Origin of the sequence: Enterococcus sp. DIV1298c (genome assembly GCF_017316315.1) — a bacterium.
GTDB lineage: Bacteria > Bacillota > Bacilli > Lactobacillales > Enterococcaceae > Enterococcus_B > Enterococcus_B mangumiae.
Genome location: NZ_JAFLWG010000049.1, coordinates 22,885 through 43,012, shown reverse-complemented (window position 1 = coordinate 43,012; position 20,128 = coordinate 22,885). Strand labels below are relative to the sequence as shown.

22 protein-coding genes and 1 pseudogene are annotated in these 20,128 nt (G+C 37.7%); 18 read left to right on the top strand and 5 right to left on the bottom strand.

Translation table 11 applies throughout. The features are described 5' to 3' along the window. Positions 1–10: 10 nt before the first annotated feature. From JZO83_RS11680 to JZO83_RS11660, 5 genes are all read left to right on the top strand, one after another. Positions 11–766, top strand: coding sequence for a WxL domain-containing protein (locus tag JZO83_RS11680; protein WP_207115842.1), 756 nt, complete (start codon positions 11–13; stop codon positions 764–766). Between the two features lie 282 nt (positions 767–1,048). Beyond that, positions 1,049–2,083 carry a DUF916 and DUF3324 domain-containing protein gene (locus JZO83_RS11675; RefSeq protein WP_242542630.1) on the top strand — a complete coding sequence of 345 codons (1,035 nt, stop codon included), beginning with the start codon at positions 1,049–1,051 and terminating at the stop codon, positions 2,081–2,083. Then, a complete protein-coding gene (locus JZO83_RS11670) occupies positions 2,064–2,819 on the top strand; it encodes a class A sortase (RefSeq protein WP_207115841.1) in 756 nt (251 codons plus the stop codon). Before JZO83_RS11675 ends, JZO83_RS11670 begins: the two co-directional genes overlap by 20 nt. 5 nt (positions 2,820–2,824) lie before the next feature. Then, a complete protein-coding gene (locus JZO83_RS11665) occupies positions 2,825–3,241 on the top strand; it encodes a hypothetical protein (RefSeq protein ID WP_207115840.1) in 417 nt (138 codons plus the stop codon). Between the two features lie 7 nt (positions 3,242–3,248). After that, positions 3,249–4,676 (top strand): helix-turn-helix domain-containing protein, encoded by a 1,428-nt coding sequence (locus JZO83_RS11660; protein ID WP_207115839.1) that lies wholly within the window; start codon positions 3,249–3,251, stop codon positions 4,674–4,676. Positions 4,677–4,978: 302 nt separating this feature from the next. Here JZO83_RS11660 and JZO83_RS11655 read toward each other — a convergent pair whose 3' ends face one another. From JZO83_RS11655 to JZO83_RS11645, 3 genes and pseudogenes are all read right to left on the bottom strand, one after another. Continuing rightward, positions 4,979–6,007, bottom strand: a complete 1,029-nt coding sequence (locus tag JZO83_RS11655; RefSeq protein ID WP_206859359.1) for a peptidylprolyl isomerase — start codon at positions 6,005–6,007, stop codon at positions 4,979–4,981. A gap of 181 nt (positions 6,008–6,188) precedes the next feature. Beyond that, positions 6,189–6,536, bottom strand: a complete 348-nt coding sequence (locus tag JZO83_RS11650; protein ID WP_206859361.1) for a YtxH domain-containing protein — start codon at positions 6,534–6,536, stop codon at positions 6,189–6,191. Continuing rightward, positions 6,529–6,972 (bottom strand): annotated as a pseudogene (locus tag JZO83_RS11645) (HIT family protein); the annotation flags it as partial. The gene JZO83_RS11650 and the pseudogene JZO83_RS11645, both read right to left, overlap by 8 nt. 127 nt (positions 6,973–7,099) lie before the next feature. Here JZO83_RS11645 and JZO83_RS11640 point away from each other — a divergent pair. The 4 genes from JZO83_RS11640 (at position 7,100) to trmB (ending at position 10,884) form a co-directional block, all read left to right on the top strand. After that, positions 7,100–7,837, top strand: coding sequence for an ABC transporter ATP-binding protein (locus JZO83_RS11640; RefSeq protein WP_207115838.1), 738 nt, complete (start codon positions 7,100–7,102; stop codon positions 7,835–7,837). Next, on the top strand, positions 7,830–9,041 hold the full coding sequence (locus JZO83_RS11635; RefSeq protein ID WP_207115837.1) for an ABC transporter permease: 1,212 nt from the start codon (positions 7,830–7,832) through the stop codon (positions 9,039–9,041). Before JZO83_RS11640 ends, JZO83_RS11635 begins: the two co-directional genes overlap by 8 nt. Positions 9,042–9,339: 298 nt before the next feature. Beyond that, a complete protein-coding gene (locus tag JZO83_RS11630; RefSeq protein WP_066025820.1) occupies positions 9,340–10,119 on the top strand; it encodes a phosphotransferase family protein in 780 nt (259 codons plus the stop codon). 114 nt (positions 10,120–10,233) lie between these two features. Beyond that, positions 10,234–10,884 carry a tRNA (guanosine(46)-N7)-methyltransferase TrmB gene (trmB, locus tag JZO83_RS11625; RefSeq protein ID WP_104776326.1) on the top strand — a complete coding sequence of 217 codons (651 nt, stop codon included), beginning with the start codon at positions 10,234–10,236 and terminating at the stop codon, positions 10,882–10,884. A 55-nt stretch (positions 10,885–10,939) separates the two neighbouring features. On the opposite strand, the gene ade is transcribed toward trmB, so the two are convergent. Further along, on the bottom strand, positions 10,940–12,679 hold the full coding sequence (gene ade, locus JZO83_RS11620) for an adenine deaminase (RefSeq protein WP_207115836.1): 1,740 nt from the start codon (positions 12,677–12,679) through the stop codon (positions 10,940–10,942). 129 nt (positions 12,680–12,808) lie between these two features. Between ade and comGA the strand changes: the two genes are divergently transcribed. From comGA to JZO83_RS11575, 9 genes are all read left to right on the top strand, one after another. Further along, positions 12,809–13,732, top strand: coding sequence for a competence type IV pilus ATPase ComGA (comGA, locus tag JZO83_RS11615; RefSeq protein WP_207115835.1), 924 nt, complete (start codon positions 12,809–12,811; stop codon positions 13,730–13,732). Next, entirely contained in the window at positions 13,689–14,738 is a 1,050-nt protein-coding gene (gene comGB / locus JZO83_RS11610; RefSeq protein ID WP_207115834.1) for a competence type IV pilus assembly protein ComGB, read from the top strand. Before comGA ends, comGB begins: the two co-directional genes overlap by 44 nt. Continuing rightward, positions 14,735–15,016: a competence type IV pilus major pilin ComGC gene (comGC, locus tag JZO83_RS11605; protein ID WP_206859383.1), complete on the top strand. Its 282-nt coding sequence runs from the start codon at positions 14,735–14,737 to the stop codon at positions 15,014–15,016. Before comGB ends, comGC begins: the two co-directional genes overlap by 4 nt. Next, positions 14,997–15,464, top strand: a complete 468-nt coding sequence (gene comGD, locus JZO83_RS11600; RefSeq protein ID WP_207115833.1) for a competence type IV pilus minor pilin ComGD — start codon at positions 14,997–14,999, stop codon at positions 15,462–15,464. The genes comGC and comGD overlap by 20 nt, the downstream gene beginning before the upstream one ends. 7 nt (positions 15,465–15,471) lie before the next feature. Then, entirely contained in the window at positions 15,472–15,756 is a 285-nt protein-coding gene (locus JZO83_RS11595) for a hypothetical protein (RefSeq protein WP_242542628.1), read from the top strand. After that, complete coding sequence (gene comGF / locus JZO83_RS11590; RefSeq protein ID WP_277990901.1) at positions 15,740–16,165, top strand: competence type IV pilus minor pilin ComGF; 426 nt, start codon at positions 15,740–15,742, stop codon at positions 16,163–16,165. The genes JZO83_RS11595 and comGF overlap by 17 nt, the downstream gene beginning before the upstream one ends. Further along, positions 16,137–16,493: a competence type IV pilus minor pilin ComGG gene (gene comGG, locus JZO83_RS11585; protein ID WP_206859388.1), complete on the top strand. Its 357-nt coding sequence runs from the start codon at positions 16,137–16,139 to the stop codon at positions 16,491–16,493. The genes comGF and comGG overlap by 29 nt, the downstream gene beginning before the upstream one ends. A 171-nt stretch (positions 16,494–16,664) precedes the next feature. Continuing rightward, on the top strand, positions 16,665–17,672 hold the full coding sequence (locus JZO83_RS11580) for a class I SAM-dependent methyltransferase (RefSeq protein WP_206859390.1): 1,008 nt from the start codon (positions 16,665–16,667) through the stop codon (positions 17,670–17,672). A 24-nt stretch (positions 17,673–17,696) separates the two neighbouring features. Then, complete coding sequence (locus tag JZO83_RS11575; protein WP_206859398.1) at positions 17,697–18,878, top strand: acetate kinase; 1,182 nt, start codon at positions 17,697–17,699, stop codon at positions 18,876–18,878. A 262-nt stretch (positions 18,879–19,140) separates the two neighbouring features. Here the strand turns inward: JZO83_RS11575 and JZO83_RS11570 are convergent, their stop codons facing one another. Then, positions 19,141–20,124 carry a LacI family DNA-binding transcriptional regulator gene (locus JZO83_RS11570; RefSeq protein WP_207115832.1) on the bottom strand — a complete coding sequence of 328 codons (984 nt, stop codon included), beginning with the start codon at positions 20,122–20,124 and terminating at the stop codon, positions 19,141–19,143. Positions 20,125–20,128 lie beyond the last annotated feature (4 nt).

The following is a 20,128-nucleotide window of genomic DNA, read 5'->3' as shown; positions in this document are numbered from 1 at the left end:
AAAATAACAAATGAAAAAAACATCGAAGTTTATTATAGCAACAATTGCATTGAGCACATTGGGCGTTTCCACAACCGCTTTTGCAGCAGATGGGGGCGTATACACTTCAAATGGGGTAGTTCAATTTGTACCAAATACTGATCCAACAACTCCAGTTGATCCAACGAATCCAGTAGATCCAGTAGCTCCAATTGACCCAACGGAGCCAGGAGGTGGTGATCCTGATCCAGGAACAAATGGGCCTTTGTCGATCGACTATGCCTCAGGTTTAGACTTTGGGATGCAAAAAATCACTTCTAAAGATGAAACATATTTTGCTGCATCACAAAAGTACAGAGAGCTGGATGAAAATGGCAACCCCTTGGCTGATATCAAAGAAGGCCCCAATTACGTACAGGTGACAGATAATCGTGGAACAGAAGCAGGTTGGACACTCAAAGTGAATCAAGAAGGTCAATTTACTTCATCTAGCGGAAAAGTCTTAACAGGTGCAACGATCCGTTTAAGAAACGGGAATGTGGTCACTGCTTCAACATCTGGTGCACCAGATGGAGCGGCGGATATCGTACTGGATGCAAATGGTGCACAATCAACCGTGATGACTGCTCGTGTTGGTAACGGAGCAGGCACATACCTATTTGCTTGGGGAAGTGTTCCAACAGCAGATACAAGTATTGAATTAAATGTTCCTGGAGCAACGACAAAGTATGCCGAAAAATATGCGACTAGATTAACTTGGACATTATCAGATACACCAGGGAATTAATCAATGGATCAAGGAATTTGAGATGAGATTGGGACCGCATCGTCCATTATAGAAAATAAGAAGAAATTCACAAAAATTGATTTTAAATTTTTGTGAATTTCGGTTTCTAGTCAAAATGCTTCTTACTATTTTAGACATGGTCATGATGTGTTCATGACTATCATTATTAGTAGCTTTTGGATGATGACGTATCCTGTTAGTCTCAAATGCCTTACATACCGTATAGGAGGAAGTAAAGTGAAACAAAAAAGAAAGATAAAATGGGTCCTATTATTTGTTTTAATGGCTCTCTTTTCCAATATACCTGTGTCTGCGAGTGAGTTCAATTTTGCTATCACGACTACACCCCCAGACAGTCAAATAGATGGAACTAAAACCTATTTTGATATTAGACTTGATCCCGAACAAACAGAAGAGTTATCCGTTGAATTAAGAAATGATACAGATAAAGAAGTAAAAGTTGATGTTTCTTTAAATAGTGTGACCACCAATTCAAATGTAGTAGTTGAATATGGAGAAAACAATATTGAGAAAGACGATAGTTTAGATATTGATATTGCAGATTATGTTGAATACCCAGAGACAGTGACGTTAGCACCGCAAAGCAAAGAAACAATCGTCTTTCAAGTCAATATGCCAAAAACAATCTTTGATGGTGTCTTAGCAGGAGGTATCACCTTTAAAGAAATCACGGAAGAAGATCAAAGTGGAGATGATCAACAAGGTCTCTCCATAAAAAATGAATATTCGTATGTTGTCGCATTGCTGATGAGACAAACGGAAAATAAAGTAGCACCTAACTTGATACTTCATGAAGTAGAGCCAGGTCAGATCAATGCAAGAAACGTGATTTTGGCAACTCTTCAAAATGATCAAAAAACCTATATCAATCAAGTGAACCTCCAAACAAAAATCACAAAAAAAGGGAATGATACAGTATTATATGCAGAGGATAAGGAAAAATTACAGATTGCACCTAATACGCGATTTGATTTCCCCACTTCTTTAAATGGTGCTGCGCTCGAACCAGGTGAATATAAGATAAGAGCCACTGTTTTTGCGAATGAAGATGAATCAGGTGAATTTGTTAGAGAAACTGAGGGGGGACCAATCAAATACAGGAATTATTGGACTTTTGAAAAAGATTTTACAATTGATGGGCAAGTGGCAAGAGAACTAAATGCAAAAGATGTCACGATCCCAGAAGATCATACTTGGATGTATCTCTTAATAGGAGCATTGCTCTTATTATTAGTAGTGTTGTTGATTCTTTGGCTACTTTGGAGAAAAAAGAAAAATGAGGAAAAAGAAGATTAAATTTGTGATTCATCTACTTTTCGTGATAGGTGTAAGTTTGCTTTCATTTCCTGTAATAAAAAACACGCTAACCCTGATCAGGATTCAAACGACTAAAGTGGTAGTCTCGTCAGAATTACCACCTCAAAAACCTAATGAAATCATTCATTTACCTACATTAGAGAATTATTTGTATACTAGCTCAGAAAGTATAGGAGAAGCGATTGGAGAAATCGTTATTCCAAGTCAGAATATCAATACACCTATTTTTGCAGGATTGAATAATGATCAGATGCTATTTGGTGTAGGATCGATGTATCCGGAAAGAAATCCAGAAACTGAAAATATGTTGTTGTTCGGTCATCATTTGGGCATGGCAGAAATTTTACTAGGGAATGTCACGAACTTGGAAGTAGGTGATAAGATTTATGTAAAGTACTTGTCAAAGGGTCTGAACTATGAAGTTGTTGAAAATAAACTTGTTATGGAAACAGATTTTAGTGTATTGGAAAATACGGATCATGCACAACTAACAATTATTACTTGTAATCAGCCAACAATCACTGACAAGAGGATCGTTATTGTGGCTAAGTTGCTAGATGAGGTAGAAGAACATATTGAACACATACAACAGAGGAATGAAAACAATGATAGAAAAATAATGAGAAGGAGTATTGTGAAATATAGTGTAGTTCCTATTCTAATCATCCTTTTCATTTTAATGATAGGAAACTATACGATTTGGCGATATGTGTGAAACCTATGAAGAGATATAAAAATATTTTATTGTGGAGTACCTTGCTCTTATCGTTTTTTCGGCTGGAGACGAGCGTTTATGCGGAAGAAAACCAAAATCCAATCTATAATCCAGCGGATCCTAGCCAACAAATTGAGCCTTTAGACAATACAAATCAGGTGGTAGAAGCCATTTTAGAAGAAAGTGAAGAACCTCAGGAAAACGAGGAAGAAGAACATACTACAGAAACAACTGAGGAAGAAACAGAGAAGACAAAGCGTAATAAAAGACTAGATCTTTCAGAAGATTTGTTCAATGATTACTCAGTAGAAGCAATCATGAAAGATGATCCAAGCGGAGCAGGAGGTAAGCCAAGAACTAATTTTTATTTAGACCTTGTGAATGAATTAGTAGGAACAGTAATTTACGGAAGAAAGAGTTGATTTACTAATGGATTATGAATTTTTACTAAATAAAGAAGATAGAAGAAGCTACAACTTACTAAAGTATCTTGAAAGAAGTGTCACTTTGACTGAATCATTGTCAAAACTTCAGGAGGAACTAGAATTGTCTCCTTTTCTTGTGAAAAAGACCATTGACAATTTGAAAAGTGATATTAGCGACTGGGATTTGAGTGAAAGCTTTAAACTATCGACTGAAAATGTAGAAATTATTTTAGAAATCAATGGTGATTATACAAGTAATTACGTTCTATCCAAGTACATTAAACAATCATTATCCACTGCATTACTTATTTCTATTTTTAGTAGAGAATTTACCTCGTTAGAAGATTTTATGGAGGAGCACCACGTCAGTTATTCAGTGGCGTACAAAACGATAAAACGTCTACAAAAAGAATTAAACTACTACAATATCACACTTGAAAAAGGAAAGATGATTGGCAGTAGAACAAACATTTTATTTTTTATGTATCATTTATTTTTACTGATCAACCCGTCTTTTGAAGATGTATATGAACAAAAAATAATTTCGGAAGTTGAACAAATAATGGATTCATTACAACAGATGTTTGTATTTTCTAATTATGAAAAACAGAAATTGTTTCATTGTTTAGCGCTTGGAAAAATAGAGAATACTAGAGAAGAGATCAACATTAAAGATGAAATCGTTCATTTTTTTGATGAAGCAGAAACATTAAGATTAAAACAAACACTTTCTCTACGTTCTATCAACTATACGTACTATCTTTTAGCATGGTTATATAGCTACAATAAGCTAGATGATAGCTATATCAATAGGAATGAAGATAGTAAGATCCAATTATTAAATCAATTGTTTGTGAATAAAGTAGAAAAGAATTTTACTCGATTAGCGCCCGCTATAAAAAGTGAGCTATTGAAGGGATTAGAAAGAGTACATTTTACGAGTAAATATTATCCGATAGAAAAGTTCAATAGAATAGAAATAGATACTCAATTCTTTTATCAAACCTATCCAGAATTCTATCTTTTTTTACTAGAATATACGAAGAATATCATAGATGAATTTAGCGATTTCTCAAGAAATAAAAGTATTCTTTTTTTTAATTACTTGATGTTACTGATCCATACGGTCCCAGTAGATCATTTGAAAGTACCGGTCAAAATTGGTATCGATTTTTCTTATGGAGAACTTTACAATGAGTTTATCAAAAAGAATTTAGCGATGTATGTGAATTTAAATGTGGCAATCATTGATCCAAATCTTCATCATGAGGCAGATATCGTGATCACCAATATGAATGATGTCTATGATAGTGAATCAACGAATGTCATTGTATGGCTAGATCCTCCAAGAGTGGTCGATTGGGCGAATTTAACAAAAAAGATCCTTGAGCTACAAACGGGTGATGAAGCTGATTTGATTGATTCTGTCTAATTCTTCCCATCATTAGAATTAGTTAATTAGTGAGTAAAAAGAAAAAGAATGGAAATTAAATTAGGTAGAAGAGCTCTAGCCACAATCGGGGATGAATGCTGTTTGAGTTGTCCCTCTAATTTACCTCTATGCCATCCTCAACACATCAAACAGAAGACAAACAATGCTCTCTATTCAAAAGTTAGGTGAACTTTTTGGAGTGACTGGTGCAACATAGCGATGCCACTTTCTTTTATTCGATGATAAAAATGGACAGGAAGAGAATTCTCTTCCTGTCCATTTTTCCTGTAAAAGTCAAAGGATTATTCGTTTGTAGATTCAGTTGTACTTTGCTCTGTTTCTGATGCTTCAGTAGAATCAGTAGATTTTGTTTCAGAAGTCTTTGTTTCAGAGCTTTCTGTTGCTGAGTCTTCAGTTGAAGTTGTATTTGTTGTAGCTGTAGTAAATGGTGTCAAGATGTTTTGGAATGCGTCATCTTTGATTTTCACATTAGCTTCTTTTAGTTCTTCACCGATTACTTTTGTTGTAAATTCACTGTCATTTACTTTTGCTTGAGTCGCAATTTCTTCTAATTGATCTTTGAATTTATCCATGTCGTTACCTTTATCTTGGTTTTTGACCATTTTCACGACATAGTATTCTGTAGCATAAGTAGAAGTGTTTGTTGCAGTGATCACATCTGAGATCTCACCGTCTTTAAGTTTGAAAGCAGCTTCTTTGACTTCTGCTGGAACAGTTTGTGTTTCTGAATCAAACTTGATGTTCCCACCATCGTCTTTTGTTGTATCAGTTGATTTTTCTTTTGCTAGCTCTTCGAAATCTTTGCCGTCGTCAGCTGATTTCTTCACTTCTTTTGCTTCGTCTTCACTAGCAACTTTGATGATTTGTGCTTCTACTTCTGGATGGAATGTTTCCCAAGTTTTCTTCAAGTCTTCGTCTGTCAATTTTACGTGAGATTCAATCCCTGCTTTGAAGACAAGGTTGTTGCGAAGGAAGTCTTTGTAGCTTTCTTCAGTAAAACCAGCTGCTTCTAATTGTGACTCGAAGCTATCGCCGTAAGTTTCTTTCGTTTTATCGAATTCAGCATCTACTTCTTTATCAGATACTTTATCGCTGTATTTACTGTTAAATACATCATAGATGACCATTTGTTGAAGTAATTGTTGGTTTGCTGATTCAGATTTTGCTTTCTCATAAAAATCAGCGACGGTGATCGTACCGCCTTTCATGGTTACGATATCCTTATTTGTATCCCCGCCACCAGAACAAGCTGCTAGTGTTAGAATAGCTAACGCACTTGTCGCAGCTAAAATTATTTTTTTCTTTTTCATTTAAAATTTGCACTCCTGTAATTTATTATTGGTTTTCACAAATATAACTATACCATAACTACCGGTGAATAAAAACGTTCTGCCCGATAGTTTCAAACAAAATTCAAATTTTTGTCACATTCCAATCATCTTGATACATAAAAAAGACATATACATAACAAAAGTGCTTGGTTTTTGCTCATTATTGCACGTCTGTCAAGGATTCAGGGAAATGCGAAGACAGTTTTTCTGCTTGCTCTTGAATCTGCATAACTCGTGGCTCAGCTTGAAATTTAAAATTTTCAATGTCTTTTTCAATCGATTCTTGAAAAGTTGGAATAACGGTTTCAGCTGTTCTTTTTGTTTCGGATAACGCTTGTTTAAAATGATTCAAACTGTTATTTAATTCGTTGGTCAATTCCGTTGCTTCATCTAATTCTTCAATCAATTTTTCTCTTGTTTCATTTCCACTCCGCGGGGCAAATAATAATCCAGCTGCGGCACCGGTAACGGCACCGAAAGCTAGTCCTTTTAGAAAATTTTTAACCATGCTTCATCACCTGCTCTTTGATTTGCTCTTGGATGGCAGTCATCTCTTCTGCTGTATAATCTGCTTGATGGTTCCCAAAGTGGATGGAGAAATCATCTTGTTTGCTATAGCGCGGAATCAAATGGATATGGGAATGGAAAACGGTCTGATAAGCTAACTCTCTATTATTGTTGATAATATTCAACCCTTCCATTTCAGGAAATGCTTTTTCAATTGAACGAGCGATTTTGGGAATGCGAGCAAAAACATCACTCGCCAATTCTTCATTGTATTCAAAGATATCAGTGACGTGTTCTTTAGGAATAATCAACGTATGACCTTTAGTTGATTGAGAAATATCTAAGAACGCATAGATTTTTTCATCTTCATAGATCTTGTAGCTCGGGATTTCTTGTTTGATGATTTTACAAAATATACAATTGTCCATATTAAAAACACCTTTCTTCCGTTCAAATTTCGTTACCTCAACTTTAACATAAGTTCATGAGAATGTGCGTAAAAAATAATTGGACGTGATTTTCTTCGTGGTATAATGAGAACAGTATATTAACGGAGGAAGAAAGATGAGTTTAAATATTGAACATGTTACAGGTGGTTATGGACATTTACCTGTTTTGAAAGATATCAGTTTTACCGTTCAGCCAGGAGAGATGGTTGGATTGATCGGGTTGAATGGCGCCGGGAAAAGTACAACGATCAAACATATCATTGGTTTATTGCAACCGACGAAAGGGAAAATCGAAATCAATCAATTAACTCTAAAAAAGGATGTTGAAAGCTATCGTAAGCAAATTGGGTATATTCCAGAAACACCTTCATTATATGAAGAACTTACGTTAAAAGAACACATCGAAGTGACGGCTATGGCCTATGATATTCCAATGGATGTTGCGATGAAACGGGCAGAGAAGTTGTTACAGACATTTCGTTTGTCCAACCGTTTAGAGTGGTTTCCTGCCAATTTTTCAAAAGGGATGAAACAAAAAGTCATGATTCTGTGTGCTTTTTTGATTGAGCCATCATTGTATATCATTGACGAACCATTTCTCGGTCTGGATCCACTGGCAATCAATGCGTTGCTGGAATTGATGGTTGAAATGAAAAATGAAGGATCAGGTATTTTGATGTCTACGCATATTTTAGCAACTGCTGAAAAATATTGTGATCGTTTTGTCGTTCTCCATGAAGGAGAGATCCGAGCAGATGGCACGTTGGCAGAGTTACAGGTTGCTTTTCAGATGCCAGAAGCGTCACTAGATGAAATCTACATCGCGCTGACGAAGGAGCAAGGCTATGAGTGATTTTTTTCAAAAAAGACTAGCAAAACATCATAAAAAAATGATGAAATATTTACGCTATGTGTTCAACGATCATTTTGTATTGGTCTGTTTGTTTTTGATTGGGGGATTAGGGCTTTATTATTCTAACTGGTTAAAAACACTTCATGCACCTTTCTCAATTGGAGGGGTCATCGTTTCAGTGATCTGGTTGCTTTGCTTATTCGTTGGAAAAATTGCGACTTTTGCGGAGCCTGCGGATCTCGTTTTTCTTTTACCAAAGGAAAACGAGATGAGAGGATATTTGCAACGAGCATTTCGCTATTCTTGTATTTTTCCGCTGGTTTTTCTAGGGCTTGTAGGCGGATTTGCGATGCCGTTGGTCGTTGTTTCGACGCAACAACCTTTTTCAATGTTTTTTGTGTATCTACTTATATTATGGAGTTTGAAGTCTAGTCATTTACAAGTGAAACGTGCTGATTTTTATCGTTTGGAAGAAACACGAAAAAATCTGTTCAAACATGGTTGGTGGCTATCGTCTTTCGCTATCTTACTGCTCTCTTTTTATGGGAATATCTGGGCGGGATTAGTTCTTTCAAGCGTGCAAGCGGTCGTTTATTATATGTTCTTGTGGAAAAATATGTCCGCCCATTTGGATTGGGAAAAAATGATCCAGTTAGAAAAACAACGGTTGCACCAAATCTATCAATTCATCAACTTGTTTACAGATGTGCCGGAGATCACTGCGAAAGTCAAAAGACGTCGCTATCTTGATCCTGTGTTACAAGGAATCAAAAAAGAAACAAAAAACACATACCTTTATTTGTTTGCTAGACGTTTTGCCAGAGGGTCAGACTTTATCGGCTTATATATGCGTTTAACAGTGATCGGTTCGATCATTATCGCAGGAATCAACGATCTATACTTTACTTTAGGTATTGGTTCACTCTTTCTGTATTTGATCGGGTTTCAGTTATTACCTTTATACAGTCAATTTCGCTATATGATCTTGGTCCAATTGTATCCTATTCAGGAAAGTCAAAAACAAGGAGCAATCCAACGTCTCTTGACATGGCTTTTGACTTTTGTTGCTTTATTATTCGGTTTGATTGCTGCGGTTGTCCTTGAAGGAAACGAAAGATGGCTGCCAATCTTGGTCTATCTTGTTGTCACTGGACTCTTAATCAAATGGTACGTGCCAACTCGTTTAAAGAAACTTGCGGAGTAGTAGTTGAAAAATAAGCTGAAAAACTTCATTTTTTTATAATGACTGTATATGTCATGTAGGAAAGTCCGAAATCACTTTATGTTTTTTCGAACTTTCCTCTTTTTTGATCCTGTAAAAATCGTGTGTAATAAACCTAAAGTATGAGAATAAATCGCCCGACACTTTTTTATTTTGATAAAAGTTGGTTTTTTAGAGAGTAAAACATGGAAAAAGAACGTATATGTGCTTGACGTTCAAGACTTGGGCGACTAGAATAATAGGTACTGCAAACATATAGTAGAGGACGGGAGAATGCGCGATGGAGTTTCAGTTAGACCAAGAGTGGCGGTTACGCCCCATCAAAGGTGACACAGGAAAAACATACATAGGCATGCGTGATAAAGACAAAGTTTTTATCAAGAGAAACACAACGCCAATGCTCGCTGCACTCTCTCGTGAAGGCATTACGCCGAAATTAGTGTGGACAAAGCGAACAGGGGATGGCGATACGTTGACCGCACAAGAGTGGCTAGAAGGCCGCTTGTTGACGCCTAATGAGATCGGTCAAAGAAATGATGTCATAGATGTGCTGTATCATTTACATCATTCGACGTCTTTAAAAACGATGCTTTCTCGGATCGGTGGTAGGGTATTGACACCTCAGAAAATGCTTCAATATTATGAACAAGATTTACCCGATAGCTTAAAAAATAATCAATTTTTGCAACTTGTTTATCGCTATTTATGCCAACAAGTCCCTTCTGTGGACAAAGAGAAACTAGCAGTCGTCCATGGCGATGTCAATCATCGGAATTGGTTAGTCTGTAAAAATTATTTATATCTAGTTGATTGGGATTCGATCATGTTCGCTGATCCTGCTGTGGATATTGCGACTATTCTAGGAAATTACGTGCCTTTGTCTAGCTGGAACCAATGGTTGATCAGTTATGGTATCCGACCAACAGATGAGATTTTAGAAAAGTTACATTGGTATGCGGTGATGAATTTATTACAAGAAATCACCCGCTACTGTAAACGTGAAGATTATCGACGAATGAATGAAGAGATTTTACAACTTAAACGTATTTTTAGTGGTTAAGCTCGGATATTCAGTTGATTTTTTTGTTTTTAGGGGCAAGACTCCTAGCAATTTAGGCTAAAATAAGTAGAATCTAAGGAACAATCTTTGATAGGAATAGAGAGGAAGAAAAAGATGCGTGTTCGTAACCGACCAAATGCAGCAGAAATGCTAGCCGCTCATCCAGAGATCGTCATCAGTGAGCCAACGAAATGGCGTGGGAAATGGAAAGAATTGTTTGGCAATGATCAACCAATCCATATTGAGATCGGTATGGGAAAAGGCCAGTTTATTACTGGGATGGCAAAAGCTCATCCAGAAATCAATTATATCGGGATCGAAATGCAAGTGAGTGTCGTTTCCATTGCGTTAGACAAAGTATTGGAAGAACCACTACCTAATTTGAGATTATTGCATGTGGATGGTTCCGCTTTGACTGAGTACTTTTCAGAAAATGAAATCGATCAAATTTATTTGAACTTTTCGGATCCGTGGCCTAAAAAAAGACATGAGAAACGACGGTTGACGTACCGTACATTCTTAGCTGTCGATGAAGAAATCTTAAAACCAAATGGTGAGATCCACTTCAAGACAGATAATCAAGGATTGTTTGAGTATTCATTGGCTAGTTTTTCACAGTACGGCATGCGCCTGAAAAAAGTCTGGCTTGATTTACATCAAAGTGATTTTGAAGACAATATCATGACAGAATATGAAGAGAAGTTCTCTTCTCGTGGACAACGGATCTATCGTGTAGAAGCACAATTTGTAGATAAAAACAAATAGAAAAAGAAGAGAATGGGAACAACAAGTTCCTTTCTCTTCTTTTTTGTTCTCATTTTTACTCTTTTTGGTCACAGACGGAAATCAAGTCAAATTTTGAAAAAGAGAAGAGACCCATATCGGTGATCTTCAATTCAGGAATAACTGATAACGTTAGAAATGAAAGTGTCAAGAAAGGATCGAATGATTGGCTTGCTCCTAGCTTGTGCGCTTGCTCAGTCAAGTTCAGCAATTGTTGATTGACGGTTTCAAAAGGTTCTAGAGACATCAATCCGCCAATCGGTAACGGTAAACAAGCTAATTCGGTTTCCTGATCTACAACGATCATTCCGCCGCCACGTTCGATCAAACGTTCAGCAGCATAACGCATGTCTTCATCATTCGTTCCTACGACGACGATATTATGTGAATCGTGAGCCACCGTAGTCGCTAAGGCACCACTTTTTAATTGAAATCCTTTGACGATGCCAAGTCCGATATTTCCTGTGCGATGGTGACGCTCAATGACAGCGATTTTTAGTTGATCATCTGCAATGGAAGGAGTGAAAGCACCGTCCTCGACTTGGACTTGCTCCAACAAATCATTTGTCAACAAGCTATTTGGGATGATCTCAATGACATGAGCAGTTGATGAAGCTAAAGCCAATTTCAAAGAATTTGAATCGAATGGCGGAACTGCCATTTTTGGTAATGCGTCAATAGCAGGCTGATTGTTTGTTTCTGTAGAATCAGGCACCAACTGTCCATCTACCACAACCGTTTCTCCTTGATGGAAAACCGTATTGATCGGCAATTTGTTCAAGTCATCAGTTAAGAAAAAGTCTGCTTGATAGCCTGGCGCAACTGCTCCTAAATGTTGTAAACCAAAACATTCTGCCGCATTCAATGAAGCCATTTGGATTGCTTGTAGTGGGTCCATACCCGCCAAGATTGCTTCGCGGACGATATGATCGATCGAGCCTTCTGCTACTAGATCATTGATCAGTTTGTCATCAGTTACAAATAAACAGCGTCGTGAATTGTCCGGTGTGATCGCAGGTAACAGAGCATGTAGATCTTTTGCTACGGTTCCTTCTCGAACCATCAAATACATACCTAGTGCTAAACGTTCTTTTGCTTCTTCGGCGGTCGTTGCCTCGTGGTCTGTACGTATGCCAGCAGTCAAGTAGACGTTTAGATCGTCCCCGTGGATACCAGCAGCGTGGCCATCGATTTTTTTATTGTTTTGGTGCATTAGTTGCAATTTATCGATAATCGTTTGCTCATTTGAAGCGACTGCTTGATAGTTCATCACTTCGGCTAAGCCAAGGACTTCAGGATGCGTAAGAAATGGCGCAAGTGATTTTGCATCTAAGACTGCACCACTAGTTTCAAATGGTGTGACAGGCACACAAGAAGGCAACATGATAAATATATTCATCGGTGTCTCTTTCGCATCTGTCAACATAAATTCAAGACCTAAGCTTCCTGCCACATTTCCGATTTCATGAGGGTCAGTTACTACTGTCGTAACCCCATGTAACAGAGAGATTTTCGCAAACTCTTTTGGCGCTAACAAAGAGCTCTCGATATGCACATGACCATCGATCAAACCAGGAACTAAATACTGTCCTTTTGCATCATAAATGGTCGTACCCTCGTATTCCCCAATACCTACGATCTTTCCGTCACAGACAGCGACATCACCTTCCATGATCGTTTTGGTAAAGACATTGACGATTTTTGCATGTTTGATGACCAAGTCAGCGGGTTGTTTTTTTCCGGCAACTGCAATGTGTTTGTTTAAATGCGAATCCACTCTGAAACCTCCCAAAATAAATTTTTACTAGTATAACATAAATTCGGATTTAACCAACGATTTTCATTAAATTTTGTAAAAATAAACGATTTATTTGAAAAAGACGTATATTTTTTTGGAGGGAGAGAGATGAAGATAAAAGATTTAGCAAACGAGATCATCCATGGAGGGACTAAAAATAAAGTACAAGATATCTATATCTTACCATTTCCAGAAGATTTCAAGGTTTACTTTCGAATAGGTAAAAGCCGAACATTTCAGCGCGCACTTTCTCTTGAAGCTGGCCAGCAATTGATTGCTAGTTTCAAATATCTAGGACAAATGGATATTGGTGAAAAAAGAAAAGCGCAATTAGGCTCACTTACTTATTTATTGGGTCAGCAAAAAATCAGGTTAAGACTCTCATCAGTAGGGGATTATTTACAAAGAGAAAGTTTGGTCATCCGCTTACTTTACGCATTGAGTGAGAAACAATTTCGTTGCTTCATTGCCGAAGACTTGCAAATCATTGAACGCAGTACGATCGATCGGGGGTTGTTTTTGTTTAGTGGGCCGGTCGGTTCGGGGAAAACTTCGCTGATGTATCACCTTGCTCGTAGGAACGAGGAACAAGTGATCACGATCGAAGACCCAGTAGAAATTGAAGAGCCTTTGTTTTTGCAGTTACAAGTGAATGAGAAAATTGATCAGACTTATGATCAGTTGTTAAAACTTGCTCTACGCCATCGCCCTGATTTATTGATCGTTGGTGAAATCAGGGATAAAAAGACAGCAGATGCAGCGATCCGAGCAGCCTTGACAGGACATCGAGTGTTTGCCACCGTTCATGCCCGAGATCTGCATGGAACATTGGCACGAATGAAGGAATTAACGAAAAATGATGCTTTTGACGAATGTTTAGCCGGAGTCATCTATCAAGAGCTATTGCCTGATTTCAATGGTCACCCTACAGCATTGTGGTCCTATTATTTCTCTGGTAGTGAAATCAAAAAAGAATGGAGGTCTAGTTATGAAGAGGCGCAAAAGAGTGTCTGGCAATCCCATCCATTTTAAAAAAATGCCTCCTAAGCAACAAGCGCGTTTTATCCAAACCATTGGTGAACTATTGTCAAATGGTTTCAGCTTACAACAAGCACTGGATTTAGTGGATTTGCTTCAGCTAGTGCCACAAGTCTATATCCATTTCGCCAAAAAGAATCTGCAAGCTGGCGAATCCTTTCACTCTGTTTTACAGCAATTGGGGTTTAAACAAGAGCAACTCGTCCAGGTAGAATTGGCAGAAATCCATGGAAATTTGGTGGAGACTTTAAAAGGGATCGCCGAGCAATTTCGACTAGTTGAAACATTCCGTAAAGAACTAAAGAAGGTCATCAGCTATCCACTTCTATTACTTATTTTTTTACTAGGTATCTTTGTCAGTCTACGGGAGTTAGTCTTGCCTCAATTGCTTCAAACTGAGATGGTATCAACGACACATTGGGGAATTTACTTGCTTCAATCGAGTCATTGGCTGTTCTTGGGCGTTTTTGGTAGTTGCTTTTTATGTGGATCTGCGATTTTTTTCCGCTTGAAAAACTGGGAAGCCATCAAACGAAGTGAGTGGATCAGTAAACAATGGGCGATCGGAAGGCTCTATCGCTCTTATCAGTCGGCCTATCTGGCACTAGAAATAGGAAAACTTTTTTATGAAGGACTTGATTTGAAACAAATCATACGTTGCTTAAAGGAAACAAAAGAGGGAAGTTTAGTCCAGTCTTTAGCGTATCAGTTGATGCAAGGACTCGAAGTAGGTATTCCGTTGGCGCAACAATTTGAACAATACTCTTTTTTGACGACAGAATTCAGTCGTATCGTGCTACAAGGGGAAGCAAAAGGAAATTTAGGTAAGGAATTACTGTTTTACAGTGAAATCACACGTAAAGAATTTTTTCAAAAGATCCATCGTTGGTTACATTGGATCCAACCAGTTCTTTTCTTAGGGATCGCTGCATTGATTCTGTTGATTTATGCAGCCATTTTATTACCAGTATATGGAAATATCGAGGAGGTTCTACTATGAAAATCAAAAAAAGAGTGGCTCGCCTAAAAAGTTTTACTCTGATAGAGATGTTGATCGTCTTGTTAGTTATCAGTGCGCTGGTTTTATTGTTTATCCCAAATATTTCTCGTTATCGTGACCATGTCAACAAGGAAGGACGTGAAGCAGTCATGCAACTGATCGATGCGCAAAGTGAATTATACGCACTACAAAATGACGGAAAGGTTCCAAGTATTGATGAGCTTTTACGAGAGGGCTACATCAAACAGGAACATGCCGATGCATATCGCAAAAACTAAAAAGCACAGCGCTGAAGCGTATACTTTGGTAGAAACAATCACCGTTTTGGTCCTCTCCCTGTCTTTCTTTGTCTTTCCTGTCTTATCTTTCCGCTCTTTAGAACACGAGCAGTCGACCCAACGTTTTTTTGATCAGTTAGAAAAACGGATCGATCTGGCACAACAGAGCGCGATCATCCATCAACAAGCTACCCGTTTTTACTATGATCCGATCCGACACAGTCTTTTATTTGATGTCCCTGCTTACTCGTCCATGGAATGGCAAGTGGTACCGATACCTGAGACGTTGACTGTCGAGCGTCATGCCATGATCACTTACGCTGCAAATACTGGCAATGAAAGTTCATTGAAGGCATATGAATTTTATTGGGTAGAAAAGCAGCAAAGAATCATTTATCAATTCCAATTAGGGGGTGGTCGTTATATCAAAAAAGTCCAATCTAGCTAGCTTTGTATTGCTAGAATCATTAACAGCATTGATGATCACAGCAATGAGTATTTATATTATGAGTTCTGGGAATTTATTTTTGATCCAACAAGAAAAAACAAAGGATCGAGAAATACTTCTGTTACGGACGTTGTATGAAGATGTGAGAAACTATCGTCTGCATGGAGAGTTGCCAAAAAGACCAGTGGAATGGAACCAAGAGACTACAGTAATAAATAGGCAAGATCAGAGAATAAACAAGATCTCAATCAATAATGGAAACGAAGTGATCGAATTTGAACGGAAGAACTAGACTAGCTGCGTTTACGATGATTGAATGCTTGATCGCCTTACTTGTCTTAAATGCGATACTTTTATCATTTGGTTTATTTATCCGGCAAACTGAGAAGATGAATACATTCTTACAAAAAGACGAACAAACAGAATGGTTGATTTTCTTAACTCAATTCGAAAATGAGCTTGCTTCTAGTCAACGTGTTTCGCTCGTGGGGGATCGCTTGTATTATGAAAATGAGAGAACGTTCATCATTGAAGGCTATCAGCAAATGATCAGAAAACGTGGAACTGCTGGTGGACATCAACCGATGCTGACTGGTGTCGAACGAGTGCGTTTCAAAGAAGAGGATCAAATGATTTCTCTGCATGTCGAATTTATGAATGGAGAAACTAGGTATGGTATTTGGACAAAACCAAAAACATAAGCAATTGAGAGGAAATGTTCTATTTTCGACCTTGGCTCTATTTTTGTTGTGTGTATTCCTCATGCATGGATTCCTCGAAAGTTATCGTCTAAAGATAGACAGCTATGTACGTATCAAAAAATATTATCAAGCAAAAATCATCAAGCAAATGTTTCTGATGGAAGCCGATCAGTTGAAGGAGCAGAGCAAAGGGGAGTATGATTACAATGTAGGTACAGTCCAGTATAAAGTAACACAGGAACAAGTGGAATTAGTGGTAACTGTCTCACCTTTCCAATTTGAATTTAGAGAAAATAGGAGCGCTAGTACAGAAAATACTACAGATTAGGGGATTACAAAGCAGTAATCCCTCTTTTCTATAATACAGCTGTTTTTGCGGTGTTGAATGTTCGCAATTTCACAAAGAAAAAGGATGAAAACGATTGAAATTTTGGCAATTGTTCGTTAGAATTAAACAGGTAAAATAATTGTTATAATATATCTAGAAATGAGGCGCACGATGTTACCAGAAAAAATGGAACAAGGGTTTGAGCAAAACCTGGAAGCTATTCAGCTTTTACAAAATGCATTGGGAACTTCTTTTTTAGAAGCTTATGTTGAAAATGCCGAAAATTTACGAGACAACTATCAAGTACGTGTGGTAGATGGCGTACCAAATGAACAGACAGCTGAACAGATCTCAAAACTTTATCAAAAATTGAGTGAGTTGTCTTTTGAACCGGAAGAATGGCGTCGTTTATCTCAGCTTCTTTTGTTAAAGGGCAGTCAGACGGAACACTTGCAAGCCAACCATCAATTGACACCAGATAGTATTGGTTTCTTGTTTGTTTTCTTGATCGAGCAACTATTCTCGGATCATAAAGAAAAAATCGGTGTCTTAGATATTTCAGCAGGTATGGGCAATTTGTTATTAACAGTTCTTTTAAACCTAAAGATTGCCGGATACCAAACAGAAGGTTTTGGTGTGGATATCGATGATACGCTATTGTCTGTCGCCGCTTCTACAAGTGAGTTGACACAAGCGAATGTTCAGTATTTCCATCAAGATGGGTTACAAGATTTATTGATCGAGCCAGTCGATGTCGCTATCAGTGATCTGCCAGTCGGATTTTACCCGAATGATCAAAAAGCAAAAGACTTTTTGACCAGCGCAACAGAAGGCCATAGTTACGCGCATCATCTGTTACTGGAACAGGCAATGAAATACGTCAAGCCAGATGGATTCGGTTTATTCTTGATGCCAAGCAATTTCTTGGAAACAGAGCAAAGCGACCACATAAAAAAATGGTTTAAAGAAGAAGGCTATCTTCAAGGAATGATCCAATTACCTGATGAATTGTTCCGAAATAAGCAATCGCAAAAAAGTATTTTGATTTTACAGAAAAAAGGAGAACAGGCAAAGCAAGTCAAAGAGGTATTGCTTGTTAAACTTGATTCACTAAAAGAACCAGAGAAGGTGACGAAGTTTTTCAGAGAATTTGAAAACTGGAAATCGTCTTCGTTATAATCATTCACTAAAAAGGAGAGTAACATGTCAAAAACAATTGCAATCAATGCTGGAAGTTCAAGTTTAAAATGGCAATTATATCAAATGCCAGAAGAAACTGTAATCGCTAAGGGAATCGTTGAAAGAATTGGTCTAAATGATTCAATTTTTACAATCAAGTATGGTGAAGGTCAAAAATTTGAACAAATCTTGGATATTGATGATCATGAAATTGCTGTGAAAATGTTATTGGATCAATTGATCGAATTAAATATCTTAGGCGCATACGATGAAATCACAGGTGTTGGACATCGTGTTGTTCATGGTGGAGAAACTTATGGTGACTCTGTAGTCATCGACGAAGAAGTAATGACACGCATCGAAGAATTAGCAGAATTTGCGCCATTGCACAATCCTGCAAACTTGATGGGAATCAAAGCATTCAAGAAAATCTTGCCAGATATCCAAAGTGTAGCTGTCTTTGACACTTCTTTCCATGCGACTATGCCAAAACATAATTATTTATACAGCTTACCAATGGCTTACTACGAAGATTTTAAAGTGAGAAAATATGGTTTCCACGGAACAAGTCATCGCTACGTTTCTGAACGTGCAGCTGATATGTTAGGTAAACCGATCGAAGACTTGAAAATCATCACTTGTCATTTAGGTAATGGCGCTTCGATCACTGCCGTTGACGGTGGAAAATCTGTCGACACATCAATGGGCTTCACGCCATTAGCAGGTGTAACGATGGGTACTCGTTCTGGTGATATCGATCCAGCGATCTTACCTTATCTAATGGAAAAATTATCAATCGATATCAATGAGATGGTTGATATCTTAAACAAAAAATCTGGTCTTTTAGGGTTAACAAATCTATCTAGCGATATGCGTGACCTTGAAAATAACTATGATAAAGAAGAAATCCGTTTAGCCTATGATGTGTTCGTTGACCGTATCCGTAAATATATCGGTGGTTACGTAACAACAATGAACGGTGTCGATGCAATCGTCTTTACTGCTGGTATTGGAGAAAACGACGGTCATGTTCGTAACGAAGTCATCAAAGGTATGACATGGTTTGGCTGTGAAATCGACCCAGAATTGAACAAACTACGTGGCGAAGAGTTAGATATCTCAACAAAAGACTCAAAAGTCAAAGTATTAGTTATCCCAACAGATGAAGAATTAATGATTGCACGTGACGTAGAGCGCTTGCGTTAAGTTGCTTCAAAATAAAGAAGTAATGGATTTTTTCATGTGATTTGGCTAACGGTAAGAAATTAGCCAGATTAACATAAAGGGTTTAAAAAAAGAGTTGGACATTGTCCAGCTCTTTTTTTGTGTGGGTTTTTGTTGGAGTACGTACGTTATAGGTCATTCCTTTTTCCCACATTCTCTAAAATCGTATAAATAGTGTTCCAGAAATAGCTTCTTCGTAAATAAGAGCGAAGTCGAGCAACGTTCGCTCAAATAGCTGATTATCTCATGTCGTGCTGCCTTGGATCAATTTTACTGGTAATACATAATTGGATTCAAGTGCTTTTTCCGGATCTTGGATACGTTGGAGCAATAAATCGACTAAAATATCAGCAATATCTGTAATTGGTTGTGCGATCGTTGAGAGTTGGGGAAAATAATTTTGGATCATTTTTGTTCCATCGTACCCGATGATTTTTATTTCTTCAGGAATTTTGATGTGTAACTCTTGGCAGAGATTGTAGGCTAAAATAGCGGTTAAATCATCTGTACAAAACAGAGCATCAATTGTTTCCATTTCTAAAATGCGTTTGATTTCTAAATTTTTTAAAGCAGTTGAACGGGCAGTGGAATGAAAATGAAAAACGTGCGGTTCTAATTGAAATTCTTCCATAAATGCCAAATATCCGTTCAGTCGTTGATTGGTAGGCGAATTTGATTCTTGTGAGCCAGTTAGGATGGCAATGTTTCTAGCGCCTTTTAAATAAAGGTTTTCAGTAGCTAAGTACCCACCACGTAAATTGTCACTACTGATAATTGGAATTCCTTCTGCCAAATAGCGGTCGAAGGAGACGATGGGCAGTTCGATATTTTCGTATTCTTGGATCCCCAGATTATGTGCTCCAGCAAGGATACCATCGACTTTATTTGCAGCTAACATATTGAGGTAGTTCCGTTCTTTTTCTTTATTGTTTGCACTATCACATAGTATTGAACGATATCCTAGGTCAAATAGCTTACTTTCTAATTGTTCGACTAATTCACCAAAGAAAGGGTTAGCGACTGTAGGAAAAATCAAGCCAATCAATTGGGTGTTTTTTCCTTGAAGAGAGCGAGCCAACGAATTGGGTTGATAATTCAATTCTTTCATTGCTTGATTCACTTTATCGATTGTTTTTTGGCTCAATGAGCCGTAGTTATTGATGACACGTGATACAGTGGTCGGCGAGACTCCAGCCTTTTTGGCTACATCGGTTAATTTAACAACCATTTAA

What these genes read in the sequence shown, in the direction of transcription:
- JZO83_RS11670 (WP_207115841.1), top strand. Translation starts at nt 2,064, where the DNA reads ATGAGGAAAAAGAAGATTAAATTTGTGATTCATCTACTTTTCGTGATA.
- JZO83_RS11630 (WP_066025820.1), top strand. Translation starts at nt 9,340, where the DNA reads ATGGAGTTTCAGTTAGACCAAGAGTGGCGGTTACGCCCCATCAAAGGT.
- JZO83_RS11675 (WP_242542630.1), top strand. Translation starts at nt 1,049, where the DNA reads ATGGCTCTCTTTTCCAATATACCTGTGTCTGCGAGTGAGTTCAATTTT.
- JZO83_RS11570 (WP_207115832.1), bottom strand. Translation starts at nt 20,124, where the DNA reads ATGGTTGTTAAATTAACCGATGTAGCCAAAAAGGCTGGAGTCTCGCCG.
- JZO83_RS11680 (WP_207115842.1), top strand. Translation starts at nt 11, where the DNA reads ATGAAAAAAACATCGAAGTTTATTATAGCAACAATTGCATTGAGCACA.
- trmB (WP_104776326.1), top strand. Translation starts at nt 10,234, where the DNA reads ATGCGTGTTCGTAACCGACCAAATGCAGCAGAAATGCTAGCCGCTCAT.
- JZO83_RS11660 (WP_207115839.1), top strand. Translation starts at nt 3,249, where the DNA reads ATGGATTATGAATTTTTACTAAATAAAGAAGATAGAAGAAGCTACAAC.
- JZO83_RS11635 (WP_207115837.1), top strand. Translation starts at nt 7,830, where the DNA reads ATGAGTGATTTTTTTCAAAAAAGACTAGCAAAACATCATAAAAAAATG.
- JZO83_RS11650 (WP_206859361.1), bottom strand. Translation starts at nt 6,536, where the DNA reads ATGGTTAAAAATTTTCTAAAAGGACTAGCTTTCGGTGCCGTTACCGGT.
- JZO83_RS11655 (WP_206859359.1), bottom strand. Translation starts at nt 6,007, where the DNA reads ATGAAAAAGAAAAAAATAATTTTAGCTGCGACAAGTGCGTTAGCTATT.
- comGB (WP_207115834.1), top strand. Translation starts at nt 13,689, where the DNA reads ATGAAGAGGCGCAAAAGAGTGTCTGGCAATCCCATCCATTTTAAAAAA.
- JZO83_RS11580 (WP_206859390.1), top strand. Translation starts at nt 16,665, where the DNA reads ATGTTACCAGAAAAAATGGAACAAGGGTTTGAGCAAAACCTGGAAGCT.
- JZO83_RS11575 (WP_206859398.1), top strand. Translation starts at nt 17,697, where the DNA reads ATGTCAAAAACAATTGCAATCAATGCTGGAAGTTCAAGTTTAAAATGG.
- JZO83_RS11640 (WP_207115838.1), top strand. Translation starts at nt 7,100, where the DNA reads ATGAGTTTAAATATTGAACATGTTACAGGTGGTTATGGACATTTACCT.
- comGD (WP_207115833.1), top strand. Translation starts at nt 14,997, where the DNA reads ATGCATATCGCAAAAACTAAAAAGCACAGCGCTGAAGCGTATACTTTG.
- comGG (WP_206859388.1), top strand. Translation starts at nt 16,137, where the DNA reads ATGGTATTTGGACAAAACCAAAAACATAAGCAATTGAGAGGAAATGTT.
- comGC (WP_206859383.1), top strand. Translation starts at nt 14,735, where the DNA reads ATGAAAATCAAAAAAAGAGTGGCTCGCCTAAAAAGTTTTACTCTGATA.
- JZO83_RS11665 (WP_207115840.1), top strand. Translation starts at nt 2,825, where the DNA reads ATGAAGAGATATAAAAATATTTTATTGTGGAGTACCTTGCTCTTATCG.
- comGA (WP_207115835.1), top strand. Translation starts at nt 12,809, where the DNA reads ATGAAGATAAAAGATTTAGCAAACGAGATCATCCATGGAGGGACTAAA.